Source organism: Pseudomonas sp. BP11-1-1 (genome assembly GCF_052112105.1).
Classification (GTDB): domain Bacteria; phylum Pseudomonadota; class Gammaproteobacteria; order Pseudomonadales; family Pseudomonadaceae; genus Aquipseudomonas; species Aquipseudomonas alvandae.
Window position 1 is genome coordinate 388,126 of the sequence record NZ_JAUTYU010000001.1, and the last position, 22,841, is coordinate 410,966.

General features: G+C 62.8%; 19 protein-coding genes. 13 read left to right on the forward strand and 6 right to left on the reverse strand.

Going from position 1 to position 22,841, the window contains the following annotated elements:
* Positions 1-83: 83 nt before the first annotated feature.
* The 4 genes from Q7C33_RS01725 (at position 84) to purT (ending at position 3,436) form a co-directional block, all read left to right on the forward strand.
* Positions 84-653 carry a PadR family transcriptional regulator gene (locus tag Q7C33_RS01725; protein ID WP_030138545.1) on the forward strand — a complete coding sequence of 190 codons (570 nt, stop codon included), beginning with the start codon at positions 84-86 and terminating at the stop codon, positions 651-653.
* Positions 650-1,435 carry a siderophore-interacting protein gene (locus tag Q7C33_RS01730; RefSeq protein ID WP_217861328.1) on the forward strand — a complete coding sequence of 262 codons (786 nt, stop codon included), beginning with the start codon at positions 650-652 and terminating at the stop codon, positions 1,433-1,435. Before Q7C33_RS01725 ends, Q7C33_RS01730 begins: the two co-directional genes overlap by 4 nt.
* 262 nt (positions 1,436-1,697) lie before the next feature.
* The gene (locus Q7C33_RS01735) at positions 1,698-2,165 is read left to right on the forward strand and encodes a preQ0 transporter (protein WP_407682739.1); all 468 of its coding nucleotides are present in this window, start codon (positions 1,698-1,700) and stop codon (positions 2,163-2,165) included.
* Between the two features lie 89 nt (positions 2,166-2,254).
* Entirely contained in the window at positions 2,255-3,436 is a 1,182-nt protein-coding gene (purT, locus tag Q7C33_RS01740; RefSeq protein ID WP_030138548.1) for a formate-dependent phosphoribosylglycinamide formyltransferase, read from the forward strand.
* Positions 3,437-3,736: 300 nt separating this feature from the next.
* Here the strand turns inward: purT and Q7C33_RS01745 are convergent, their stop codons facing one another.
* Positions 3,737-6,151 (reverse strand): glucose/quinate/shikimate family membrane-bound PQQ-dependent dehydrogenase, encoded by a 2,415-nt coding sequence (locus Q7C33_RS01745; RefSeq protein ID WP_198796566.1) that lies wholly within the window; start codon positions 6,149-6,151, stop codon positions 3,737-3,739.
* Positions 6,152-6,658: 507 nt separating this feature from the next.
* On the opposite strand from Q7C33_RS01745, the gene Q7C33_RS01750 reads away from it, so the two are divergent.
* Positions 6,659-6,889 (forward strand): VF530 family DNA-binding protein, encoded by a 231-nt coding sequence (locus Q7C33_RS01750; RefSeq protein ID WP_030138550.1) that lies wholly within the window; start codon positions 6,659-6,661, stop codon positions 6,887-6,889.
* A gap of 30 nt (positions 6,890-6,919) precedes the next feature.
* A complete protein-coding gene (locus tag Q7C33_RS01755; RefSeq protein WP_030138551.1) occupies positions 6,920-7,537 on the forward strand; it encodes a Pr6Pr family membrane protein in 618 nt (205 codons plus the stop codon).
* Between the two features lie 173 nt (positions 7,538-7,710).
* Here Q7C33_RS01755 and Q7C33_RS01760 read toward each other — a convergent pair whose 3' ends face one another.
* From Q7C33_RS01760 to Q7C33_RS01770, 3 genes are read right to left on the reverse strand one after another with little or no spacing between them, the layout of a single operon-like run.
* Complete coding sequence (locus Q7C33_RS01760) at positions 7,711-7,920, reverse strand: DUF1289 domain-containing protein (protein ID WP_264430889.1); 210 nt, start codon at positions 7,918-7,920, stop codon at positions 7,711-7,713.
* On the reverse strand, positions 7,917-8,441 hold the full coding sequence (locus Q7C33_RS01765) for a gamma carbonic anhydrase family protein (RefSeq protein WP_407682740.1): 525 nt from the start codon (positions 8,439-8,441) through the stop codon (positions 7,917-7,919). Before Q7C33_RS01765 ends, Q7C33_RS01760 begins: the two co-directional genes overlap by 4 nt.
* Before the next feature lie 16 nt (positions 8,442-8,457).
* On the reverse strand, positions 8,458-9,057 hold the full coding sequence (locus Q7C33_RS01770) for a CoA pyrophosphatase (RefSeq protein ID WP_030138554.1): 600 nt from the start codon (positions 9,055-9,057) through the stop codon (positions 8,458-8,460).
* A gap of 146 nt (positions 9,058-9,203) precedes the next feature.
* On the opposite strand from Q7C33_RS01770, the gene Q7C33_RS01775 reads away from it, so the two are divergent.
* From Q7C33_RS01775 to nagE, 7 genes are all read left to right on the forward strand, one after another.
* Positions 9,204-9,755, forward strand: coding sequence for an NUDIX hydrolase (locus Q7C33_RS01775; RefSeq protein ID WP_030138555.1), 552 nt, complete (start codon positions 9,204-9,206; stop codon positions 9,753-9,755).
* A 184-nt stretch (positions 9,756-9,939) separates the two neighbouring features.
* The gene (locus Q7C33_RS01780; RefSeq protein WP_217861325.1) at positions 9,940-10,446 is read left to right on the forward strand and encodes a L,D-transpeptidase family protein; all 507 of its coding nucleotides are present in this window, start codon (positions 9,940-9,942) and stop codon (positions 10,444-10,446) included.
* Positions 10,447-11,050: 604 nt separating this feature from the next.
* Positions 11,051-11,782, forward strand: a complete 732-nt coding sequence (locus Q7C33_RS01785; RefSeq protein WP_030139601.1) for a GntR family transcriptional regulator — start codon at positions 11,051-11,053, stop codon at positions 11,780-11,782.
* Positions 11,783-11,799: 17 nt separating this feature from the next.
* Positions 11,800-12,906: an N-acetylglucosamine-6-phosphate deacetylase gene (gene nagA, locus Q7C33_RS01790; protein ID WP_407682741.1), complete on the forward strand. Its 1,107-nt coding sequence runs from the start codon at positions 11,800-11,802 to the stop codon at positions 12,904-12,906.
* Positions 12,887-13,909: an SIS domain-containing protein gene (locus Q7C33_RS01795; RefSeq protein WP_030139603.1), complete on the forward strand. Its 1,023-nt coding sequence runs from the start codon at positions 12,887-12,889 to the stop codon at positions 13,907-13,909. Before nagA ends, Q7C33_RS01795 begins: the two co-directional genes overlap by 20 nt.
* A gap of 52 nt (positions 13,910-13,961) precedes the next feature.
* Complete coding sequence (gene ptsP / locus Q7C33_RS01800; RefSeq protein WP_217861322.1) at positions 13,962-16,475, forward strand: phosphoenolpyruvate--protein phosphotransferase; 2,514 nt, start codon at positions 13,962-13,964, stop codon at positions 16,473-16,475.
* Positions 16,476-16,508: 33 nt separating this feature from the next.
* Positions 16,509-18,224 carry an N-acetylglucosamine-specific PTS transporter subunit IIBC gene (gene nagE, locus Q7C33_RS01805; protein ID WP_407682742.1) on the forward strand — a complete coding sequence of 572 codons (1,716 nt, stop codon included), beginning with the start codon at positions 16,509-16,511 and terminating at the stop codon, positions 18,222-18,224.
* 272 nt (positions 18,225-18,496) lie between these two features.
* Here the strand turns inward: nagE and Q7C33_RS01810 are convergent, their stop codons facing one another.
* Positions 18,497-18,808, reverse strand: coding sequence for a Nif3-like dinuclear metal center hexameric protein (locus Q7C33_RS01810; RefSeq protein ID WP_030139606.1), 312 nt, complete (start codon positions 18,806-18,808; stop codon positions 18,497-18,499).
* Between the two features lie 4 nt (positions 18,809-18,812).
* Complete coding sequence (gene purL / locus Q7C33_RS01815) at positions 18,813-22,709, reverse strand: phosphoribosylformylglycinamidine synthase (RefSeq protein ID WP_198796573.1); 3,897 nt, start codon at positions 22,707-22,709, stop codon at positions 18,813-18,815.
* Positions 22,710-22,841: the final 132 nt, after the last annotated feature.

Sequence of the window (22,841 nt, forward strand, 5' to 3'; positions counted from 1 at the left end):
TAGTTTCGAAATTTCGCGCACGTCAAAATATATCTTATGCAAAAAGTTATATCTCAACATCTAGGCAGAACGGAGAACAGCCTATGACCTCCTCTTACTCTTCCCCTGAAGACGAACATGACTGTTTTGAACGAGCCCCGACGGGCCGTGGACGTAACAGCCGAGGACCTCGCATCTTCGCTGCCGGTGATCTGAAGTTGCTGTCGTTGGCGCTGCTGGCCGAGCAGCCTTGCCACGGCTATGACCTGATGCGCCGGATCGAGCAAATGTTCGATGGCGCCTACAGCCCCAGCCCCGGCGTTATCTATCCGACGCTGGCCTTTCTGGAAATGAGTGCAATGGTCATTTGCGGTGTCGAAGATGGGAAAAAGAGTTACAGCGTGACCGATGCCGGACGTCTATCCCTTGTAGAGCAGGCCGACGCGCTGAATGAGGTGCGCAAGCGAATCGAAACCAGCAAGCGCATGCTGCGTGGCCCCGATCGTCCCCCTGAAATCCGTGAAGCGGTGTATAACCTGCGCCATGCGCTGCAAAAGCACCCTGGCCGCTGGAGCCCGGAAGAAGTCCAACGGGTGCGCGGCCTGCTCGACGACACCGCCAAAGCCATCACCGACGGCCCGGGCCGTCCACCTGTTTCGGAGTCAAACCCATGACTGAAGTCGATCCAAACACCATCCACCGCGTCAACCACGAGATCAAGCGCCGCCGCCTGCAAGTGCTGCGCGTCGTCGACCTGACCCCACGCATGCGCCGCATCACCGTCGGCGGGCCGGAACTGGCCGGGTTTGCAAGCCTGGGCACCGACGATCATGTGAAGCTGTTGTTTCCGCAGAACGCCGAGGAACACGCCGCCCTGGAAAACTTCAACCCCACCGCCGGCAAGGCCCAGGGACCGATGCCCGAGATGCGCGACTACACCCCGCGCCGGTATGACCTGGAAACCCTGGAGCTGGACATTGACTTCGTGCTCCACGGCGACGGCCCTGCCGCGACCTGGGCGACGCAGGCGGCACCGGGGCAACACCTTTACATCGCCGGGCCACGGGGCTCGATGATCGTGCCGGACATCTTCGACAGTTACCTGTTGATCGGCGACGAAACCGCCCTGCCCGCCATCGCCCGCCGCCTCGAAGGCCTGGCGCCCAACCGGCGGGCCCTGGTGGTGGTGGAAGTTGAAAATGGCGCCGAACAGCAAGTGCTCCAAAGCCCGGCGCAGGTGCATGTGATCTGGGTATTGCGCGAAGGCCGCCACGACAGCCTGCTGCGCACCGTGCAGCAATTGGAAATGCCGATAGGCAAGCTGTATGCCTGGGTCGCGACCGAAAGCAAAGTGTCTCGGCAGATTCGCAAGGTGTTGCTGGAAGAAAAAGGGTTGGACCAGGACTTTGTGAAGGCGGTGGGGTATTGGAAGTTGGATGACGGTGAGGAGGATTGAGGGACGGGCGGTGGCTGAAGTACCCTGCATCCACTGATGGGACTGTACATAACCCCTGTGGCGAGGGGATTTATCCCCGCTGGGCTGCGAAGCAGCCCCCAAAACAGTCACCTCAATCTGTCTGATCCACCGAGTTGCCTGATTTTAGGGCTGCTGCGCAGCCCAGCGGGGATAAATCCCCTCGCCACAAAATAGATTCCCTCACCACAGGGCTATCGCTGTCCTTTAACACCTTATCCGCCATCACCAGGTACCCCGCCCCATGCTTTTCCTGCTCGCCTACATCAGCAGCGTCGTGCTGATCAACTTCGCCTTCTCGGCCGCGCCACACCTGGACGTCATCTGGTCGGCCTGGGGCGGGCTGGTGTTTGTATTGCGCGACATGGTGCAGACCCGTTTCGGCCATGGTGCCATCGCGGCGATGGTGGCAGCGCTGGTGCTGTCCTATGTCACCTCCGACCCGACCATCGCCCTGGCCAGCGCCACGGCATTCGCGGTGTCCGAATGCATCGACTGGCTGGTGTTCACCGTCACCAAGCGCCCATTGCACGATCGCCTGTGGATAAGCTCGGCCCTGAGCATTCCCCTGGACACCTTCATTTTCTTCGGTCTGATCGATGCCCTGACACCCGCCGTGGTGACGACCGCCCTGCTTTCGAAATTCGCCGGGGTCACCGCCGTCTGGCTGATCATGGCCTGGCGTCTGCGCAAACAGGCCATCGCCGGCTGACGCGGTTCATGTAAAATGCCGCGCTTTCTCCCCTGGGAAGCTCGCCCGGCGCGCGCCCCGATGACCCGCTCCTGTTTGAGGACCTTCAGATGACCCGTATCGGAACTCCATTGTCGCCCACCGCGACCCGCGTTTTGTTGTGTGGCAGCGGTGAGCTGGGCAAGGAAGTGGTGATCGAACTGCAGCGCCTGGGCGTTGAAGTGATTGCCGTGGATCGCTACGCCAACGCGCCGGCCATGCAAGTGGCCCACCGCAGCCATGTGATCAACATGCTCGACGGCGCCGCCCTGCGCGCGGTGATCGAGGCCGAGAAGCCGCACTACATCGTGCCGGAAATCGAAGCCATCGCCACCGCCACCCTGGTGGAACTGGAGGCCGAAGGCTTCACCGTGATCCCTACGGCCCGCGCCGCGCAGTTGACCATGAACCGCGAAGGCATCCGTCGCCTGGCAGCCGAAGAGCTGGGGCTGCCGACTTCCCCCTATTTCTTCGCCGACACCGTGGAAGATTACCGCAAGGCTGTGGAAACCCTGGGTTTCCCCTGCGTGGTCAAGCCGGTGATGAGCTCCTCGGGCAAGGGCCAGAGCCTGCTGCGCAGCGCCGATGACGTACAGAAGGCCTGGGACTACGCCCAAGAAGGCGGCCGCGCCGGCAAAGGCCGGGTGATCATCGAAGGTTTCATCGACTTCGATTACGAAATCACCCTGCTGACCGTGCGTCATGTCGGCGGCACCACGTTCTGCGCGCCGGTCGGCCACCGTCAGGAAAAGGGCGACTACCAGGAATCCTGGCAGCCACAGGCCATGAGCCCGGCGGCCCTGGCTGAATCCGAGCGCGTTGCCAAGGCGGTGACCGAGGCCCTGGGCGGTCGTGGCCTGTTTGGCGTCGAGCTGTTCATCAAGGGTGATCAGGTGTGGTTCAGCGAAGTCTCGCCGCGTCCGCACGACACCGGCCTGGTGACGCTGATTTCCCAGGACCTGTCGCAGTTCGCCCTGCACGCCCGCGCCATTCTTGGTTTGCCGATCCCGTTGATCCGCCAGTTCGGCCCATCGGCTTCGGCGGTGATCCTGGTAGAAGGCCAGTCGACCCAGACCGCGTTCGCCAACCTCGGCGCCGCCCTGAGCGAACCGGACACCGCGCTGCGCCTGTTCGGCAAGCCGGAAGTCAACGGCCAGCGTCGCCTGGGCGTGGCCTTGGCCCGCGATGAATCCATCGAAGCCGCCCGCGCCAAGGCGACCCGGGCTTCGCAGGCCGTGAAAATCGAACTGTAAAAGCCCAAGGCTGAACACAATCCTTGTAGGGAAGGGATTTATCTGTGGCGAGGGGATTTATCCCCGCTGGGGCTGCGCAGCAGCCCCAAAGCAGCAAACCCAATCTGCCTGACACCCCGAGTTGTTGGGTTTAGGGCTGCTTCGCAGCCCAAGCGGGGATAAATCCCCTCGCCACAAAAGCTTGTTGTGTTCACAAAAGCCAAAGGCTCGTTGTATTCACAGAAGCCAGCGTGAAATCGGGTATTAAAATAAAGGCGACACCCGCAAGGGTGTCGCCTTTTTCATGAGCGCTGCTTGGATTTAATCCGGCAGTTTGTAGGCGATCACATAGTCACCCTGCTTGGTGCCCAGGGAACCGTGACCACCTGCAACGACCAGCACGTACTGCTTGCCGTCCTTGCCGGTGTAGGTCATCGGCGTGGTCTGGGCGCCTGCGGGCAGGCGGCCTTCCCACAATTGCTTGCCGTTTTTCACATCGTAGGCGCGCAAGTACTGGTCAAGCGTACCGCTCAGGAACGCCAGGCCACCGGCGGTGGTGAAGGTACCACCCAGGCTTGGAACGCCCATGCTCAGCGGGATCGGCACTGGCGAGCTGTCGCGCACGGTGCCGTTCTTGTGCTTCCACAGGGTCTTGTTGTTGGTCAGGTCCACGGCGGCGACATAACCCCACGCAGGTGCCTGGCACGGCAGGCCCATGGGCGAGAGCAACGCTTCGAGGATCACCCCGTATGGCGCGCCTTTGTTCGGCTGCACGCCTTCGGTTTCGCTCTTGCGACCCGGGCCACCCGCCACTTCCGCTGCTGGAACCAGCTTCGACTTGAACGCCATGTAGCTCGGGTTGACGAAGGCGATCTGGCGCACCGGATCGACCGAAATACCGCCCCAGTCAAACACGCCGAAGTTGCCTGGGTAGACGATCGAGCCTTGCAGCGACGGTGGCGTGAACATGCCGTCGTAACGCAGCGACTTGAAGTCGATCCGGCACAACATCTGGTCAAACGGCGTCACGCCCCACATGTCGCGCTCCTTGAGGACCGGCGGCACGAAGTTCAGGTCGGACATCGGCTGGGTGGGCGAGGTGTGGTCGCCCTCCACCGCGCCTTGCGGCACCGGGATTTCCTTGATCGGAATGATCGGCTGGCCATTGCTGCGGTCCAGCACGTAGATGCTGCCCTGCTTGGTCGATGCGAGTACGGCCGGTTTCACGCCATCGGCAGTCTTCATGTCCATCAGGGTTGGTTGGCCGCCGACGTCCATGTCCCACAGGTCGTGGTGAGTGAACTGGAAGTACCAACGCACCTTGCCGGTGGCTATGTCCAATGCGGTCAGGCCAGCGGAATATTTTTCCGATTCCGGGGTACGCATGCCACCGAACTGGTCGGGGGTCTGGTTGCCCATCGGCAGGTAGAGCATGCCGAGTTTTTCATCGACGCTGAACATGGACCACATGTTCGGCGAGTTGCGGGTGTAGGTCTTGCCTTCGGCAATCGGCGTGGTGTCGTCCGGGTTGCCGCTGTCCCAGTTCCATACCAGCTTGCCGGTGTGTACGTCGTAGGCGCGGATCACGCCGCTTGGCTCGTCGGTGGAGACGTTGTCGGTGACGTGGCCGCCAATCACTACCAGGTTCTGGGTGACCGCCGGTGGCGAGGTGGAGTAGTAACCGCCGGCCGTGAAGCCGCCGATGTTCGCGGTCAGGTCGACCTGGCCTTTGTCGCCGAAGTCTTCACACATCTTGCCGGTGTCGGCGTTGAGGGCGATCAGGCGCGTGTCGGCGGTCGGCAGGAAGATCCGCCGTGGGCACACGGTGCTGGCCGGCGTGGTGCTGGCGGTGCCGGTCGGGCTCTGCTCAGCGGACGCGTAGACAGCGTCGTCGTGGTAGGTCACGCCACGGCAGGTCATGTGGGCCCAACCCTTGAAGTTTTCCGCTTTTTGCGTGGAAAGCTTCGGATCGAAACGCCAGATTTCCTTGCCGGTTTCAGGCTCCAGTGCGATCACCTGACTGTGAGGTGTGCACACATACAGCATGCCGTTGACCTTCAGCGGGGTATTTTCCGCCGTGGTCTCGCCCGGGTCGTTCGGCCCTGGCAGGTCACCGGTGCGGAACGTCCAGGCTTCCTTCAGCTTGCCGACGTTCTGGGGGGTGATTTGTGCCAGCGGCGAATAACGGTCGCCGTGAGCGCTGCGGCCGTAGGAGTTCCAGTCCCCGTCCGGCATGGCCGGTGCGGTGTTGGCCATGCCCGGCACGCTGTCGCGGTCCAGTTGACCCTTGATTTCACCGGGGTTGGTAAACTGGCTGGCGAGGGCGGCGATACCGGCGATGATCACCGCGGCGCCCAGCGCTCGGGTGCCCATGGGCGATGCATCGGCGGTCAGCAACGGACGGCGGAACCATGGCAGCAGCAGGACAATGCCCAAGGCAAACAGCATTGCCAGGCGCGGCACCAGTTGCCACCAATCCAGGCCCACTTCCCACAGCGCCCAGACGGTACTCGCGAACAGCACCAGCGCATACAATCCCAGGGCCGCACGGCGGGCCATGATCAGCAGTACGCCGGTAATCGCCAGGCCGATACCGGCCAGCAAGTAATACAGCGAGCCGCCGAGCGTGCTCAGTTTGATCCCACCGGCCAACAAGGCCAGCCCCATCAATAGAAGCAGAATGCCGAGCAGGCTCGGTAACAGACGGCTTCGACTCAAAGCACCCTCAGTGCTCATAGTTGTATCTCCGTGACGTTTTAAGGAGTCCCGCGCAAGGTGTCACTTTAGATGACGATCCTGGCGGGGCATGGTTCAGTAAAAAAGGTAATTGGGTGGACGCGGACCATTGTGGGAGCGGGCTTGCTCGCGAAAGCGACGTGTCAGGCGACATTAAGGCCGGATGTGAAATCGTCTTCGCGAGCAAGCCCGCTCCCACAGAAAGTCGATCGTCATACGCCAAGAGACAGCGCTATCTCTCAAGTCTGAACGCTGGGTTTTCTTTGATTTTTCTATCGGATCAGGCTGTACGCAGAGGCTCTGTCACAACAGAAGAAGCGTTTCAGCAAGCGGCGCAAGGATAATGTCCTGTTACAAATAGAGAAAGCGCTTTTGTTGACATGGATCATCTCGGATTCGGTAACAGTGTGCCCAGCTTCACGAAGCCAGGATGAAAGCCATACTTCCACCCAACGGGCACCTCGGCTAAGGTGCGCGGCTTTAGACTTCTTCATGCAAAGGCCCGCCATGACCGAACCGAACAACAACCCGCTGCACGGCGTGACGCTGGAGCAGATCCTCAACGCCCTGGTGCAGCACTACGAGTGGTCGGGCCTGGCCGAACGCATTGATATTCGTTGTTTCAAAAGCGATCCGAGCATCAAGTCGAGCCTGACGTTCCTGCGCAAGACGCCGTGGGCGCGGGAAAAAGTCGAGCGCCTGTACATCAAGCTGATGCGCACCAAGCGGCCCCTCTGAACCGTGGACGTGCGAACCGGTTTCGTGTCGATGCTGGCGTTGCTCGGCTGGGTGGGGTTGAGCGTCCAGCTTTACCTGATCCTGCTGGGTCGCTGGGAATTGGGCGCGAGCCTGTTGGGCGGCTTGGTCAACTTCTTCAGTTTTTTCACGGTGCTGACCAATACCCTCGCCGCCGTGGTGCTGACCTGGGAACTGACCCAGCGTGAATCCGCCGTCCGGCGCTGGTTCCTGCTACCTGCGGTACGCAGCGGCATCGCGGTGAGCATCGCCCTGGTCGGCCTGGCCTATAACGTGCTGCTGCGCCACCTCTGGCAACCGGAAGGCTGGCAGTTTGTCGCCGATGAATTGCTGCATGATGTCATGCCCGTCCTGTTCATCATCTATTGGGGGCTGTGGGTGCCTAAAGGCACATTGCGCCTGGGTCACATCGGGCTGTGGATGATTTACCCGCTGGTGTACTTCGCCTACATCCTGCTGCGCGGGGATTTGCTGGCGGCCTACCCCTACCCGTTCATTGACGTGGCGAGCCTGGGTTATCCACAGGTGTTCATCAATGCAGGGGGGGTATTGGCCGGTTTTGTCGGGATTGCGCTGGGGGTGGTGGGGTTGGATCGATGGTTGGGGCGACGATCGGTTAAAGCCTTGTGACATGCCCCTGTGGCGAGGGGATTTATCCCCGCTGGGCTGCGCAGCAGCCCCAAAGCATTCAACTCATTCCGCCTGACACACCGAGGCGCCGAATTTGGGGGCTGCTACGCAGCCCAGCGGGGATAAATCCCCTCGCCACAGATAAATCCTCTGCCACAGGGGCGTGTTCACAATCATCGTTTTGCCGGCAACATCCACACCAACCCACTCGCCTTCGCCCGCTCATGACACAAGGCCAACACGCCGCGGCGCTCATCGTTGTCCATCCGGCTCCAACGGGTGATTTCCGCCACGGTGCGCTGGCAACCGGTGCAGGTATCGTCATCATCCAGCGCACAGATGTTCACGCAGGGCGAAGGAACCGGGCGTTCAGGCGCGTTCATTGTTCCTGCTCGACCAGGTCGCGGGCATAACGCTGCGAATTTTGAACGTAATGCGCCGCGCTGGCCTCGAGCATTTTCTTCTGGGCCTCGGTCAGTTCCCGCACGACCTTGCCCGGCGAGCCCATCACCAGGGAACCGTCGGGGATTTCCTTGCCTTCGCCGATCAGCGAATTGGCGCCGATGATGCAGTTCTTGCCAATCTTCGCGCCGTTGAGAATCACCGCGTTGATGCCGATCAGGCTGTAGTCCCCCACTGTGCAGCCGTGGAGCATGGCGTTGTGGCCGATGGTCACGCCGGTGCCGATGGTCAATGGATAGCCCATGTCGGTGTGCATCACCGTGCCGTCCTGGACGTTGCTGTCCTTGCCGATCAGGATCAGTTCGTTGTCACCCCGCAACACCGCGTTGAACCAGACGTTGGCGCCCTCTTCGAGGCGGACCTTGCCCACCAGCGTGGCGTTGGGCGCGACCCAGCTTTGTGGGTGGGTTTCGACACGGGCATCGCCCAGGCGGTATTTCATCGGAGTCCTCGGGGCATCATGTATTGATGAAAGTCTTGGGCGGCGTGTGCAGGTCGATACCGGCGTCGTACAGCAAGTTGACCAACTCCACGATCATGATCGCCGTCAGCCCCCAGATCTTGTACCCCTCGAAACGGTAGCTGGGCACGTACCAACTGTGGCCCTGGTAGTCGATGCGATGGGTGTGTTCGCGCGGATCCTTGCGGAAAAACTCCAGCGGCACGCTGAACACCGCGGCGATCTCGGCATCGTTGGCCTGGTATTCGACATAGTCCGGAATCACACCGACGTAAGGCGTGACCTTGATACCGTGCAATGAGATCAGTGGGCTGAGGGGACCGATCACCTCCACCAGGCCAGGGGGCAGGCCAATTTCCTCTTCGGCTTCGCGCAGGGCGGTGAAGATCAGGTCTGGGTCTTCCGGGTCTCGACGTCCGCCGGGGAACGCAACTTCGCCGCCGTGGGTCGAGAGACCGCTGGCGCGCAGGGTCAGCACCAGCTCCGGTTCATCACTGCGCGTGATCGGCACCAGCACCGCCGCTTCAGGGAAACGCCGATCGGTCTCCAGATCGCGCGGCGTATGGTTGCTTACTCGATGCAGTAGCTCGTCCAGCATGAGACTTCTCGATTTATTCGCTGCCTAGCATCATGCACCAATCAGGCAAGCGGCCCAAGCCCCGGACCGCGTCATGTCGCGAAACGACAACTTGCCGATACCGCCCAGTACACGCCAAGATAGGCACAGCCTCCAGGAATCCCAGCATGAAATTCTGCAGCCAGTGCGGTAACCCGGTAACCCAGCGCATACCCGAGGGCGACTCGCGACTACGCTTTGTCTGCGACACCTGTCACACCATTCACTACCAGAACCCCAACATCGTGGCCGGTTGCGTACCGACCTGGGGCAGCAAAGTCCTGTTGTGCCGGCGCGCCATCGAGCCGCGGCGCGGTTATTGGACACTGCCGGCGGGCTTCATGGAAAACGGCGAAACTGTCGAGCAGGCCGCCGCGCGTGAAACCGCCGAAGAAGCCTGCGCCCGGGTACGCAACCTGAGTATCTATACGCTGATTGACGTCCCGCATATCAGCCAGGTCCATGTATTCTTCCGCGCCGAGCTGGTGGACGAGGATTTCGCCGCCGGGCCGGAAAGCCTGGAAGTGAAGCTGTTCGAAGAAGCCGATATACCGTGGGACGAGCTGGCTTTCCGCACGGTGGGCCGTACCCTAGAATACTTCTACGCTGACCGGCGGGCCGAGGACTACCCGGTGCGATCCGAGTCGATACCGCCGCTGGCTCAGCCTGCCAATACGTAGGCTCTGTACGAAATGTGTTCGCGCGAAGGCCAGACAAGGCGAAACGGGGCGAGGAAGCGCAGTGTACTGGAGTACATGAGCATTCCGAGCCTCGTTTCAACGCAGTATGGGCAAGTGCGGATACATTTCGTACAGAGCCTAGAAAATCCAATATAGCCGCGACACCTCTAGGGATATCGTTTCAATGCGCTGGTTGCTTGTGCTGTTCTGCTTGTCGTTTACCGCTGTGTCCCAAGCCGCTGCCGTGGGGACCTACAACGGCAAGGTCATCGAAAAAGTCCTGGTGCTCAAATCCGCCCATCAATTGCAACTGGTCAATGATGGCAAGCCCCTCAAGACCTATCGCATCTCCCTGGGCAAGGGCGCCAAGAAAGGCCCCAAACTGATCGAGGGCGACAAGCGCACCCCCGAGGGCTTCTACTGGATTGACTGGCGCAAGGTCAGCGACAAGTTCTACCTGTCGATGCACATCTCCTACCCCAACATCAGCGACGCCGCCCGCGCCCGCCGCGAAGGCGTGGAGCCGGGGGGCATGATCATGATCCACGGCACGCCCGATACGGAAGAAAACCCCGAGCAGTTGTTCCATACCCTGGATTGGACCGACGGCTGCATCGCCATGCGCAATGTGGACATGCGCGAGGTGTGGAACCTGGTGCCGGATGGGACGATGATCGAGATTCGGCCGTAGCCCCATTTTCGCGGCGAGGAGCTCTTGTGGCGAGGGAGCTTGCTCCCGCTGGGTTGCGAAGCGGCCCCCTGCTTTACCAGCCATCACACCGCAGGGGATGCTGACGCATCCAGCGGGAGCAAGCTCCCTCGCCACAGGTTCGGTGTTCCACCGGAATTTTTGTGTCCGTCTTTCGATTTATCGCGATCAAGCTCGCTCCACAATGGATTTTTGTTGTTCACAGAACCAGTGATCGACACCTGCCCCTGTGGGAGCGAGCCTGCTCGCGAAGAGGCCGGCACATTCAGCATCTTCATCGACTGTGTTGCCGCCTTCGCGAGCAGGCTCGCTCCCACAGGAGAAACTCGGTGCCCCAGAAATAAAAATCAAATTGCGTAACCTGCCCTCGGTGCATACCACTGCCCTCAAAAACATCAGCTCGACACCGTAACTCCACGCACCACCTCCACCACACTAATACCACTTAAAGCCAACCTTCCAAAAATGCCCCATGAACTCATATCAAGCGCCAGAAGCAGCGTTGACATGGTATTCAAGTGGTATTAGCTTCCACCCCAATCACCGAGCGACAACGCCCACAACAACCGCATCGGACACATCGCACATGAACGACATCCTGGCCCTGCGCCCCGACGACACCCAACCCACCCCGCTCTACCTGCAACTGGCCCGCAACCTCGAAGCCGCCATCCACGCCGGCCAATGGAAAGCCGAGCAAGCGATGCCGTCCGAGCGCAGCCTGAGCGAGCAACTGGGCATTTCCCGGGTCACCGCCCGCAAGGCGCTGGAAGTACTCTTCGAACAAGGCCTGATCCGCCGCAACCAAGGCTCCGGAACGTTCATCACTCCGCGCCTGGAGCAACCGCTCTCGCGTCTCAGCGGTTTCAGCGAGATGCTCCGCCTCAAGGGCTTCGTGCCCGGTTCCCAATGGCTGGAGCGGGAAATCACCCCGCCGACCCACGAAGAACTGATCCGCCTGGGCCTGTCACCCACCGACAAAGTCGCCCGCCTCAAACGGCTGCGCAAGGCCGACGACACGGTCATGGCAATCGAGATGAGCACCCTGCCGGCGTCGATCATTCCCAAGCCGCAGGCGGTGGGCGATTCGCTTTATGAATTTCTCGATGGCATCGGCAAACCGGTTGTCCGAGCCTTGCAACACATCCAGGCCATCAACGCCTCGGACGAGTTCGCCGCCCTGGTGGGCATCGCCCCCGGCACCGCGATGTTGCTGATGACGCGGGTCGGCTACCTGGAAGACAACACGCCCATCGAAGTCACCGACACCTATTGCCGCAACGACTACTACGACTTTGTGGCAGAGCTACGGCGCTAGACGACCAGAGAATTCCAATGTCCGAAGACAACATCCTCACCGCCAACGGCTGGATACGCGGCCGCCTGATCCATGAACACGGCAAGGTCGTGTCCGTCGAAGGCCAGCCCTGCGACCCGACGAGCAACGACCTGCCCTACCTGCTGCCCGGTTTCATCGACCTGCATGTGCACGGCGGTGGCGGCAAGGACATCATGGAGGGCGCCCCAGCCTTCGAAACCATCGCCCGTACCCACGTGCGCTTTGGCACCACGTCGCTGCTCGCCACCACCATGACCGCGCCAAGCGAAGAAATCGCCAGCGTCCTCAAGGCCCTCGGTGAGTTCTGCGAACGGCGGCCCAGCGGCAGCGCACGTGTCCTCGGTGTTCACTTGGAAGGCCCTTACATCAACCCCGGCAAACTCGGCGCGCAACCGAATTTCGCCCACACCGCGTTAATGGCCGAGGTGGAAACGTACCTGGCCCTGGCGCCGATCCGGGTGATTACCATCGCACCGGAAATCGCCGGCCACGATGCCTTGATCCGTGTCCTCAGCGTTCGCGGTGTGCGCATGCAGATCGGCCATACCCTCGGCAGCTACGAAGAAGGCGTCGCGGCACTGGCCGCCGGGGCCAGCAGTTTTACCCATTTGTACAACGCCATGAGCCCGCTGCATCACCGCGAACCGGGCATCGTCGGTGCGGCGCTGGCCCATGCGCAATACGCCGAGCTGATCCCGGATCTGCTGCACGTGCACCCCGGTGCCATGCGCGTGGCGTTGCGTTCGATCCCGTGCCTGTATTGCGTTACCGACTCCACCGCCGCCGCCGGCATGCCCGATGGCGAATACAAGCTGGGCAGCCACACCGTGACCAAATGCCTGGGCGGCGTGCGGCTGGCCGACGGCACCTTGGCCGGCAGCACCCTGACGATGGACCAGGCCCTGCGCAACCTGGTGAAGATCGGCCTGCCCCTCGACGACGCCTCCCGACGCCTGTCGCAATTCCCCGCCGACTACCTCGGCCTGCCCGAGCGCGGACGCCTGCATCCCGGCGCCTGGGCCGACTGCGTGCGCCTTGACCGTGCCCTGAACCTGATCGACGTAATGGTCGAAGGAGAAGCCGTTGACTTCCAAAATGCTTGAAGAGGCCCTCGCCTCAGCCGAAGCCGTCGAGCGTCAATTGCAGCGACTGGATCCGACGCTGGCGGAAATCGCCGGACGCTTGCGTCGTCAACCGCCGCAAGTGGCGATGACCGTGGCTCGGGGCAGTTCCGACCACGCCGCCAGTTATTTCGCTTACCTGACCATGCAGCAATTGGGCTTGCCGGTGGCATCGCTGCCGATGTCGGTGGTCACGCTGCAACAGGCGCCGCTGAAGGTCAGCGGCCAGGTGGCGTTCGCGTTCTCGCAGTCGGGGCAGAGCCCGGACCTGGTCAACAGCCTGCGCCTGTTGCGCAAGCGCGGCGCGTTGAGCGTGGCGATGGTCAACGCAGAGGATTCTCCGCTGGAGGCGGCCTGCGAATTCAGCGTGCCGTTGTGCGCCGGCATCGAGAGCAGTGTAGCCGCGACCAAGAGTTTCATTGCCACCCTCAGCGCCAGTGCGCGGTTGGTGGCCCACTGGAAGGACGACACCGAGTTGCTCGAAGCCGGCCATGCGCTGCCCGAAGGCCTGCGCGACGCGGCGAGCCAGGATTGGAGCGCCGCCGTCGAAGCGCTGCGTGACTGCCAACGGCTCATGGTGATTGGTCGTGGCGCCGGTTTTGCCATCGCCCAGGAAGCGGCACTCAAGTTCAAGGAAACCTCGGCGATCCAGGCCGAAGCCTTCAGCAGCGCCGAAGTCCGTCACGGGCCGATGGCCCTGATCGACGAAAACTATCCGCTGCTGGTTTTTGCTCCGCGCGGTGCCGAGCAGGCTGGCGTGTTGAGCCTGGCCGCCGACATGCGCGAGCGCGGCGCCCGGGTACTGCTGGCCGCCCCCGATGACATCGCCGAGCGCGACTTGACGCTGAGTCGCGCCGGGCATCCGGCCCTGGACCCGATCCTGGCGATCCAGAGCTTTTACGGCATGGCCGCCCGATTGGCCGTGGCCCGAGGCCTGGACCCCGATCAGCCACGGCACTTGAGCAAGGTCACCCGGACCCACTGAACCGCCAGCGTTCTTTTCATGCAAGGCCAATGATCCCAAAGAGAGCGAGCCCATGCCCAACAACAATAAAGAGCTGATCCTCAGCGCCCCGCTCAGCGGTCCGGTGCTCACCCTCGCCAACGTGCCGGACGCGGTGTTCGCCAGCGGTGCGATGGGCGATGGGATCGCCATTGATCCACTGAACGATACCCTCTACGCCCCCTGCGACGGCGAGGTGATCCACGTCGCTCGTACCGGCCACGCCGTAACACTGCGGGCCGACAACGGCGCCGAATTGCTGCTGCACCTCGGGCTGGACACCGTCGAGTTGCAGGGCGACGGTTTTTCCATACTGGTCAAGGAAGGTGCGCGAGTCAGCAACGGCCAGGCGCTGCTGCGCTATGACCTGGACAACGTGGCCCAGCGCTGCAAAAGCCTGGTCAGCCTGTTGGTCATCACCAACGGCGAACACTTCCAGGCACGGCCGATCACACTTAAAGGCGTCAAGGTCGGCGAACCGTTGCTGCACATCGTCAGCAAGACACCGAATGAAACACGTGACGATGAGTTGGACGTCGGCATCGAGGTGTTCGGCCAGATCCGTATCGCCCATCGGGGAGGCCTGCACGCCCGACCGGCAGCCTTGGTCCGCCAGACCGCGCAAGGGTTCAAGAGTCGCTCGCAGCTGCACTTTGGCGGTCGGTCGGCGTCCTGCGACAGCGTCATGGGCATGATGGGCCTGGCGATCAACGAACAGGCTGAGGTGCATGTCAGTTGTCGCGGCAGCGATGCCGAAGCGGCGTTGCAAGCGCTGTTGACCACCCTGTCCACGGCCCTGGCCGAAGAGGCTCATACCCAGGCGCCCCAGGCCAAGGCACCGAGCCGGGCCGCTGAAGAGGGTGTGCTGCACGGCGTCTGCGCCGCCCCCGGACTGGTCAGCGGGACGCTGGTCCGGCTGGAGGGCATTCAATTGCCCGAGGATGTCGGTGGACATGACGTCGAAGAGCAACGTCAACGACTGCGCCAAGCCCTGGCCCACGTCAGTCGCGACATCCAGATCACGCTGGAACACGCCAAGGCCCGGCGCCACATCGATGAGCAGGCCATTTTCAGCGCCCATCTGGCGTTGCTGGAAGACCCGGTCCTGCTGGACGCCGCTGACCTCTCGATCGATCAGGGCCGTGCCGCGCCCCATGCCTGGAGCCAGTCCATCGACATGCAGTGCCAGGTGCTACGGCAATTGGGCAGTGCACTGCTGGCCGAGCGCGCCAATGATTTGCACGACCTGCGCCAGCGGGTTCTGCGGGTGTTGCTGGGTGAAGCCTGTAAGTTCGACGTACCGACAGGCGCGATCGTCGCCGCGCGAGAGCTGACCCCCTCAGACCTGTTGCAACTCAGCGCCCAAGGCGTGGCCGGCGTATGTATGGCCGAAGGCGGCGCGACCTCCCACGTGGCGATCCTGGCCCGGGGCAAAGGCCTGCCCTGCCTGGTGGCGTTGGGCGAGGCCCTGCTTGCACAGGCGCCGGGCCAATCGGTGGTGCTGGACGCAGACGGCGGCCGCCTCGAACTCACGCCAAGCGCCGAGCGACTGACACAAGTGCAGCAAGTGCACAGTCAACGCGTCGCCTTGCGCGCCCAGCAACAGACCCTCGCCCATACGCCGGCGCGAACGGTTGATGGAATAGGGATCGAAGTCGCCGCCAACGCTGCCTCCAGCATCGAAGCGGGCGAGGCCTTCGCCAACGGTGCCGATGGCATCGGCTTGCTGCGCACCGAATTTCTCTTCGTCGACCGCCACACCGCCCCCGACGACGAAGAACAACGCGAGGCCTATCAGGCCGTGCTCGATGCCATGGGCGACAGGCCCGTGATCATCCGCACCATCGACGTCGGTGGCGACAAGCAATTGGACTACCTGCCGCTGCCGGCCGAAGCCAACCCGGTGCTCGGCCTGCGAGGCATTCGCCTGGCCCAGGTACGGCCGGAACTGTTGGATCAGCAATTGCGGGCGCTGCTGCAAACCCGTCCACTGCAGCGCTGCCGCATTCTGTTGCCGATGGTCACCGAGGTTGACGAACTGCTGCACATCCGCCAGCGCCTTGATGCCTTGGCCGCCGAACTCGGCCTGGAGGAGCGCCCGCAGCTTGGGGTGATGATCGAAGTGCCAGCCGCCGCACTGCTCGCCGAACAGCTGGCCGAACACGCAGATTTCCTGTCCATCGGCACCAACGACCTGTCCCAGTACACCCTCGCCATGGACCGCGACCACGCCGGTCTCGCCGCCCGGGTCGATGCCCTGCACCCGGCGCTGTTGCGGCTGATCGCCCAGACCTGCGTCGGTGCGGCCAGGCATGGGCGCTGGGTCGGGGTGTGCGGGGCCCTGGCCTCCGATCCGCTGGCGACGCCGGTGCTGATCGGGCTGGGTGTACGGGAACTGTCGGTCAGCCCGCCGCAGGTCGGTGAGATCAAGGACCGCGTACGCCACCTGGATGCCGCCCAGTGCCAGCGCATCAGTACCGACTTGCTGAACCTGGCCAGCGCCGCCGCCGTGCGCCAGGCCTGTCATCAACATTGGCCCCTGGGCTGAAGCCCGTCGAAGAACAATAAAAGGAGAGACGCCATGTACCAGCATTTCATCGAAGGGCTGCAACGCCTCGGCCGGGCGCTGATGCTGCCGATCGCGATCCTGCCGATCGCCGGCCTGCTCCTGCGCCTGGGTGACACGGACCTATTGAATATCGCGATAATCCACGACGCTGGCGAAGCGATTTTTGCCAACCTGCCGATGATCTTCGCCATCGGCATCGCCGTGGGGTTCGCCCGGGACAACAACGGCACCGCCGGACTGGCCGGGGCCATCGGTTACCTGGTCATGATCGCGACCCTGAAGGTGCTCGACGCGACCATCAACATGGGCATGCTCGCCGGGATCATCAGTGGCCTGTTGGCCGGCGCGCTGTACAACCGTTTCAAGGACATCAAGCTGCCGGAGTACCTGGCGTTCTTTGGCGGCCGGCGCTTCGTGCCGATCGTCACCGGTTTCAGCGCCGTCGGCCTGGGCCTGGTGTTCGGCCTGGTCTGGCCGCCGATCCAGCACGGCATCAACAGCTTCGGCGAGCTGCTGATGGCCAGCGGTAGCTTCGGTGCGTTCGTCTTCGGTGTATTCAATCGATTGCTGATCGTCACCGGCCTGCACCACATCCTCAACAACATGGCCTGGTTCATCTTCGGCAGCTTCACCGACCCGACTACCGGCGCGGTGGTCACTGGCGACCTGACCCGTTATTTCGCCGGCGACCCCAAGGGCGGCCAGTTCATGACCGGCATGTTCCCGGTGATGCTTTTCGGCCTGCCCGCCGCGTGCCTGGCGATGTACCGCAACGCCCTGCCCCAGCGGCGCAAGGTCATGGGCGGGATCCTGCTGTCGATGGCGCTGACTTCGTTCCTGACCGGCGTCACCGAGCCGATCGAATTTGCGTTCATGTTCCTAGCGCCGCTGTTGTACCTGGTCCATGCGCTGCTCACTGGCCTGTCGATGGCGGTGACCAACCTGCTGAATATCCACCTGGGCTTTACCTTCTCGGGCGGTTTCATCGACATGGTCCTGGGCTGGGGCAAATCCACCAACGGTTGGTTGGTCATCCCGGTGGGCCTGGCCTACGCGGCGATTTATTACCTGGTGTTCGACTTCTGCATCCGCCGCTTCGACCTGAAGACGCCGGGGCGTGAGGAAGTACCGGTGCGCGATAAACCGGTCATCGCCGAAAACCAACGCGCCGCTGCGTATATCCAAGCCTTGGGCGGTGCCGACAACCTGATCACTGTCGGCGCCTGCACCACCCGCCTGCGCCTGGACATGGTGGATCGCGGCAAGGCGTCCGACGCGCAGCTCAAGGCCCTCGGCGCGATGGCCGTGGTCAGACCGGGTAATGGCGGCAGCTTGCAAGTGGTGGTGGGGCCGATGGCGGATAGCATTGCGGATGAAATTCGCTTGGCGTTGCCCTCTTCCGATCAGATCGTCAGTGCGCCCGCGAACGCTGCGGTCGAGCCGGCTTTACCGACAACTGCCTCGGAGGCCGAAGCACAGCAATGGCTCGATGCCCTGGGCAGTGGCAGGAACGTGTTGCAGCTCGATTGCGTGGCGATGAGCCGTTTGCGCGTGCGGTTGGCCGATGGCAAGAGGTTGTCGGAAAGCCAGCTCAAGGCGCTTGGGTGCCAGGGGATCAGCTCACTGGACGGTGGCGTTTGGCATTTGTTGTTGGGGGAGAAGGCGCCGGGGTTGTGGCGGGCGTTGGAGGCGCTGCTGCTGAGTCGTAAGGCGGATGTCAAAGCCTAGGCCTTCGCCGACTGTCTGGCCCTTCGCGAGCAAGCCCGCCCCACAGGGGTTCGGTGTCGATTACGTGTTTTGTGAACAACACACATCCACTGTGGGAGCGAGCTTGCTCGCGATGGGGCCTGCACACACCCAACACCTATATCTGACACAGCACAACCCCTGTGGCGAGGGAGCTTGCTCCCTCGCCACAGGGGTTTGTGTACACAGGAATCACATGCAATAAAAAACCCGCTGAATCGATCAGCGGGTTTTTTATTACAACAGCGGGAGAATCAGAATTCCTCCAACCGCCACACCTCATACGCCGGTGTCTCGTAGGGATGGCTCTGTTTCAGCGCCTCCACCACGGGGCGGATCAACTCATCGGCGACAACAAGCTCTACCTTCCACTCCTCGACCTGCTCGACCTGCCCGGCCTCGCCGATGAACGGCTGGCTGCCGTCCAACGGGCGAAACTGACCCAGGCCCAGCACCTGCCAGGCGCAGTGGTCATAGTCGCCGATTCGTCCGCCACCGGCAGCGAATACGGCGCTTTTGACCTCGTCCACATGACTGGCCGGGACGAAGAAGCAGAGCTTGTACACCGCCTCAGTTCACCCAGACGCGGGCGTTGCGGAACATGCGCATCCATGGCGCGTCTTCGTTCCAGTCGTCCGAACGCCACGAGTTCTGCACCGCGCGGAACACCCGCTCAGGGTGCGGCATCATGATCGTGACGCGGCCGTCGCGGCTGGTCAGGCCAGTGATCCCGCGCGGCGAGCCGTTCGGGTTGGCCGGGTAGGTTTCAGTGACCTTGCCGTGGTTGTCGACGAAACGCAGCGACACGCAACCGGACAGGTCGGCTTCGAGCAACGCTTCTTCGCTCTGGAACTCCGCATGGCCTTCGCCGTGGGCGATGGCGATCGGCATGCGCGAACCGGCCATGCCCTGCAGGAAGATCGAGTTCGATTCTTGCACCTGAACCATCGCGACACGGGCTTCGAACTGCTCGGAACGGTTACGCACGAAGTGCGGCCAGAACTCGCTGCCCGGGATCAGCTCGTGCAGGTTGGACATCATCTGGCAACCGTTGCACACGCCAAGGGTGAAGCTGTCGGTGCGTTCGAAAAAGCCTTGGAACGCATCGCGGGCGCGGCTGTTGAACAGCGCCGACTTGGCCCAGCCTTCACCGGCACCCAGCACGTCACCGTAGGAGAAGCCGCCGCAGGCGACCATGCCCTTGAAGTCGTTCAGATCGACACGACCGGCGAGGATGTCACTCATGTGCACGTCGATCGCGTTGAAACCGGCGCGGTCGAACGCTGCCGCCATCTCCACCTGGCCGTTGACGCCCTGCTCGCGCAGGACGGCCACTTGTGGGCGAATGCCTTTCTTGATGTACGGCGCGGCCACATTGTCGTTGACGTCGTAGCTGAGCTTGGCGCTCAGGCCCGGATTGTCTTCTTCCAGCAGCGCGTCGAATTCCTGCTCGGCGCATTCGACGTTGTCACGCAGGCGCTGGATCTGGTAGCTGGTCTCGGCCCACTGGCGCTGCAACAGGCGGCGCTGGCCTTCGAAGACGGTGTCGCCGTTGAAGGTGATGTTGATGTGGGCGTTGTTGATCGGCTGGCCGATCACCGAGACGCACTCGGCCAGGCCGGCGGCGCTGAACTGGGCGAGGATGTCCGGGGTGGCGTCCTGGCGAACCTGGATCACCGCACCCAACTCTTCGTTGAACAGGATCGCCGGGATCTCGGCGGCGGATTCGGCGACGCTGTCCAGGGTCAGGTTCAGGCCGCAGTGACCGGCGAAGGCCATTTCCATCACGGTGGTCAGCAAGCCGCCATCGGAACGGTCGTGGTAGGCCAGCAGGTGACCGTCGGCGTTGAGGCCCTGGATCACGGCGAAGAACGCCTTCAGGTCTTCGGCATCGTCGACGTCCGGCGCTTGCGAGCCGAGCTTGCCATGCACCTGGGCCAGGATCGAGGCGCCCATGCGGTTCTGGCCACGGCCCAGGTCGATCAGGATCAGGTCGGTGGTGCCCTTGTCCATGCGCAGTTGCGGGGTCAGGGTCTGGCGGATGTCCGTGACCGGGGCGAAACCGGTCACGATCAGCGACAGCGGCGAGGTCACGCTCTTGTCCACGCCTTCGTCATTCCAGCGCGTGGCCATGGACATGGAGTCCTTGCCCACCGGAATGGTGATGCCCAGCTCAGGGCACAGCTCCATGCCGACAGCCTTGACGGTGTCGTACAGGCGGGCGTCTTCACCCGGGTGACCGGCGGCGGACATCCAGTTGGCCGACAGCTTGATGTCGGAAATCTTGCCGATGCGCGAAGCCGCGATGTTGGTCAGGGTTTCGCCGATCGCCATGCGGCCCGACGCCGGGGCGTCCAGCAGCGCCAGCGGCGTGCGCTCGCCCATGGCCATGGCTTCGCCGGTGTAGACGTCGAAGCTGGTGGCGGTCACGGCCACGTCGGCCACCGGTACCTGCCACGGGCCGACCATCTGGTCGCGGGCCACAAGGCCGGTGATGGTGCGGTCGCCGATGGTGATCAGGAAGCTCTTGCTCGCCACGGCCGGGTGATGCAGCACGCGCTCGATGGAATCGGCGATGTCGAGGGTGGACGGATCGAAATCGTCGCCCAGCTCGGTTTCGCGAACGGCCGAACGGTGCATGCGCGGGGCCTTGCCCAGCAGCACTTCCAGCGGCATGTCCACCGGGCTGTTGCCGAAATGGCTGTCAGTCACGGTCAGTTGCGGTTCGGCGGTGGCTTCACCGACCACGGCGAACGGGCAACGCTCGCGCTCGCAAATGGCCTGGAAGCGCTCGAAGTCGGCCGGGCCGACCGCCAGGACATAACGTTCCTGGGATTCGTTGCTCCAGATTTCGTGCGGGGCCATGCCCGGCTCGTCGTTCGGAATGTTGCGCAATTCGAAGCGACCACCACGGCCACCATCGTTGACCAGCTCCGGGAAGGCGTTGGACAGGCCGCCCGCGCCGACGTCGTGGATGAAGCTGATCGGGTTGTGCTCACCCAACTGCCAGCAACGGTCGATGACTTCCTGGCAGCGGCGTTCCATTTCCGGGTTTTCCCGTTGGACCGAAGCGAAGTCCAGGTCTGCCGAGCTGGTGCCGGTGGCCATGGACGAAGCCGCGCCGCCACCCAGGCCGATCAACATGGCCGGGCCGCCGAGGACGATCAGCTTGGAGCCGACCACGATCTCGCCTTTCTGCACGTGTTCGGCGCGGATGTTGCCCATGCCGCCGGCGAGCATGATCGGCTTGTGGTAGCCGCGAACCTCTTCGCCACGTGGAGTGGTGATGGATTGTTCGAAGGTACGGAAGTAGCCAGTCAGGGCCGGGCGACCGAATTCGTTGTTGAACGCCGCGCCGCCCAGTGGGCCTTCGATCATGATGTCGAGGGCGTTGACGATGCGCTCAGGCTTGCCGTACGGCTTTTCCCACGGCTGTTCGAAGCCCGGGATCTGCAGGTTCGACACGGTGAAGCCAGTCAGGCCGGCCTTGGGCTTGGCACCGCGACCGGTGGCGCCTTCGTCGCGGATCTCGCCACCGGAACCGGTGGACGCGCCCGGGAACGGGGCAATGGCCGTCGGGTGGTTGTGGGTCTCGACCTTCATGAGGATGTGCACCGGCTCCTGGACCGCACCGTACTGGCGGGTCTCAGGGTTCGGGTAGAAACGACCGGCAACGTTGCCGACGATGACTGCGGCGTTGTCCTTGTAGGCCGACAGCACACCTTCGTTGTGCATCTGGTAGGTGTTCTTGATCATGCCGAACAGGCTTTTTTCCTGGCTCTGGCCGTCAATGTCCCAACTGGCGTTGAAGATCTTGTGGCGGCAGTGCTCGGAGTTGGCCTGGGCGAACATCATCAGTTCGATGTCATGCGGGTTGCGCTTCAAGCCCTGGAAGGCGTTGACCAGGTAATCGATCTCGTCTTCGGCCAGGGCCAGGCCCAGCTCGGCGTTGGCTTTTTCCAGCGCGGCACGGCCACCGCCCAGCACGTCGATGGCGGTCAGTGGCTTGGGTTCGGCGTGGCTGAACAGGCCGGCAGCCTGTTCCAGGTTGCCCAGGACGACCTGGGTCATGCGGTCATGCAGGCCATCGGCGATCAGTTGGGCCTCGGCCTCGCTGAACTCACCGGCGACATAAAAGGCAATGCCGCGCTCCAGGCGCTGGATTTTTGCCAGGCCGCAGTTGCGGGCGATGTCGCTGGCCTTGCTCGACCATGGCGAAATGGTGCCGAAACGCGGCAATACCAGGAACAGGCGACCGGTTGGCTCCTGGACCGGAACACTTGGACCGTACTTCAGAAGGCGCGCGAGCACCTGCTGTTCGTCGCCGGTCAAACCGCCGGTGACTTCGGCGAAGTGAGCGAATTCAGCATACAAGCCGCTGACAGCCGGGACTTTCTGGCTCAGTTGCTCAAGAAGTTTGCTGTGGCGAAAGGCAGAAAGGGCAGGAGCGCCGCGCAGGATCAACATCTTCGGGACAGCCTCGGGAAGGGGTGTGCTTTGAGGCCGTGCATTCTAGCCTAAACCGCTGGCGACGGCACCCGAAACGGTACGTGTGATGCCAGCCGAACGTCGGTCGTGCCGCCGGCCGCTCGCTGGCGC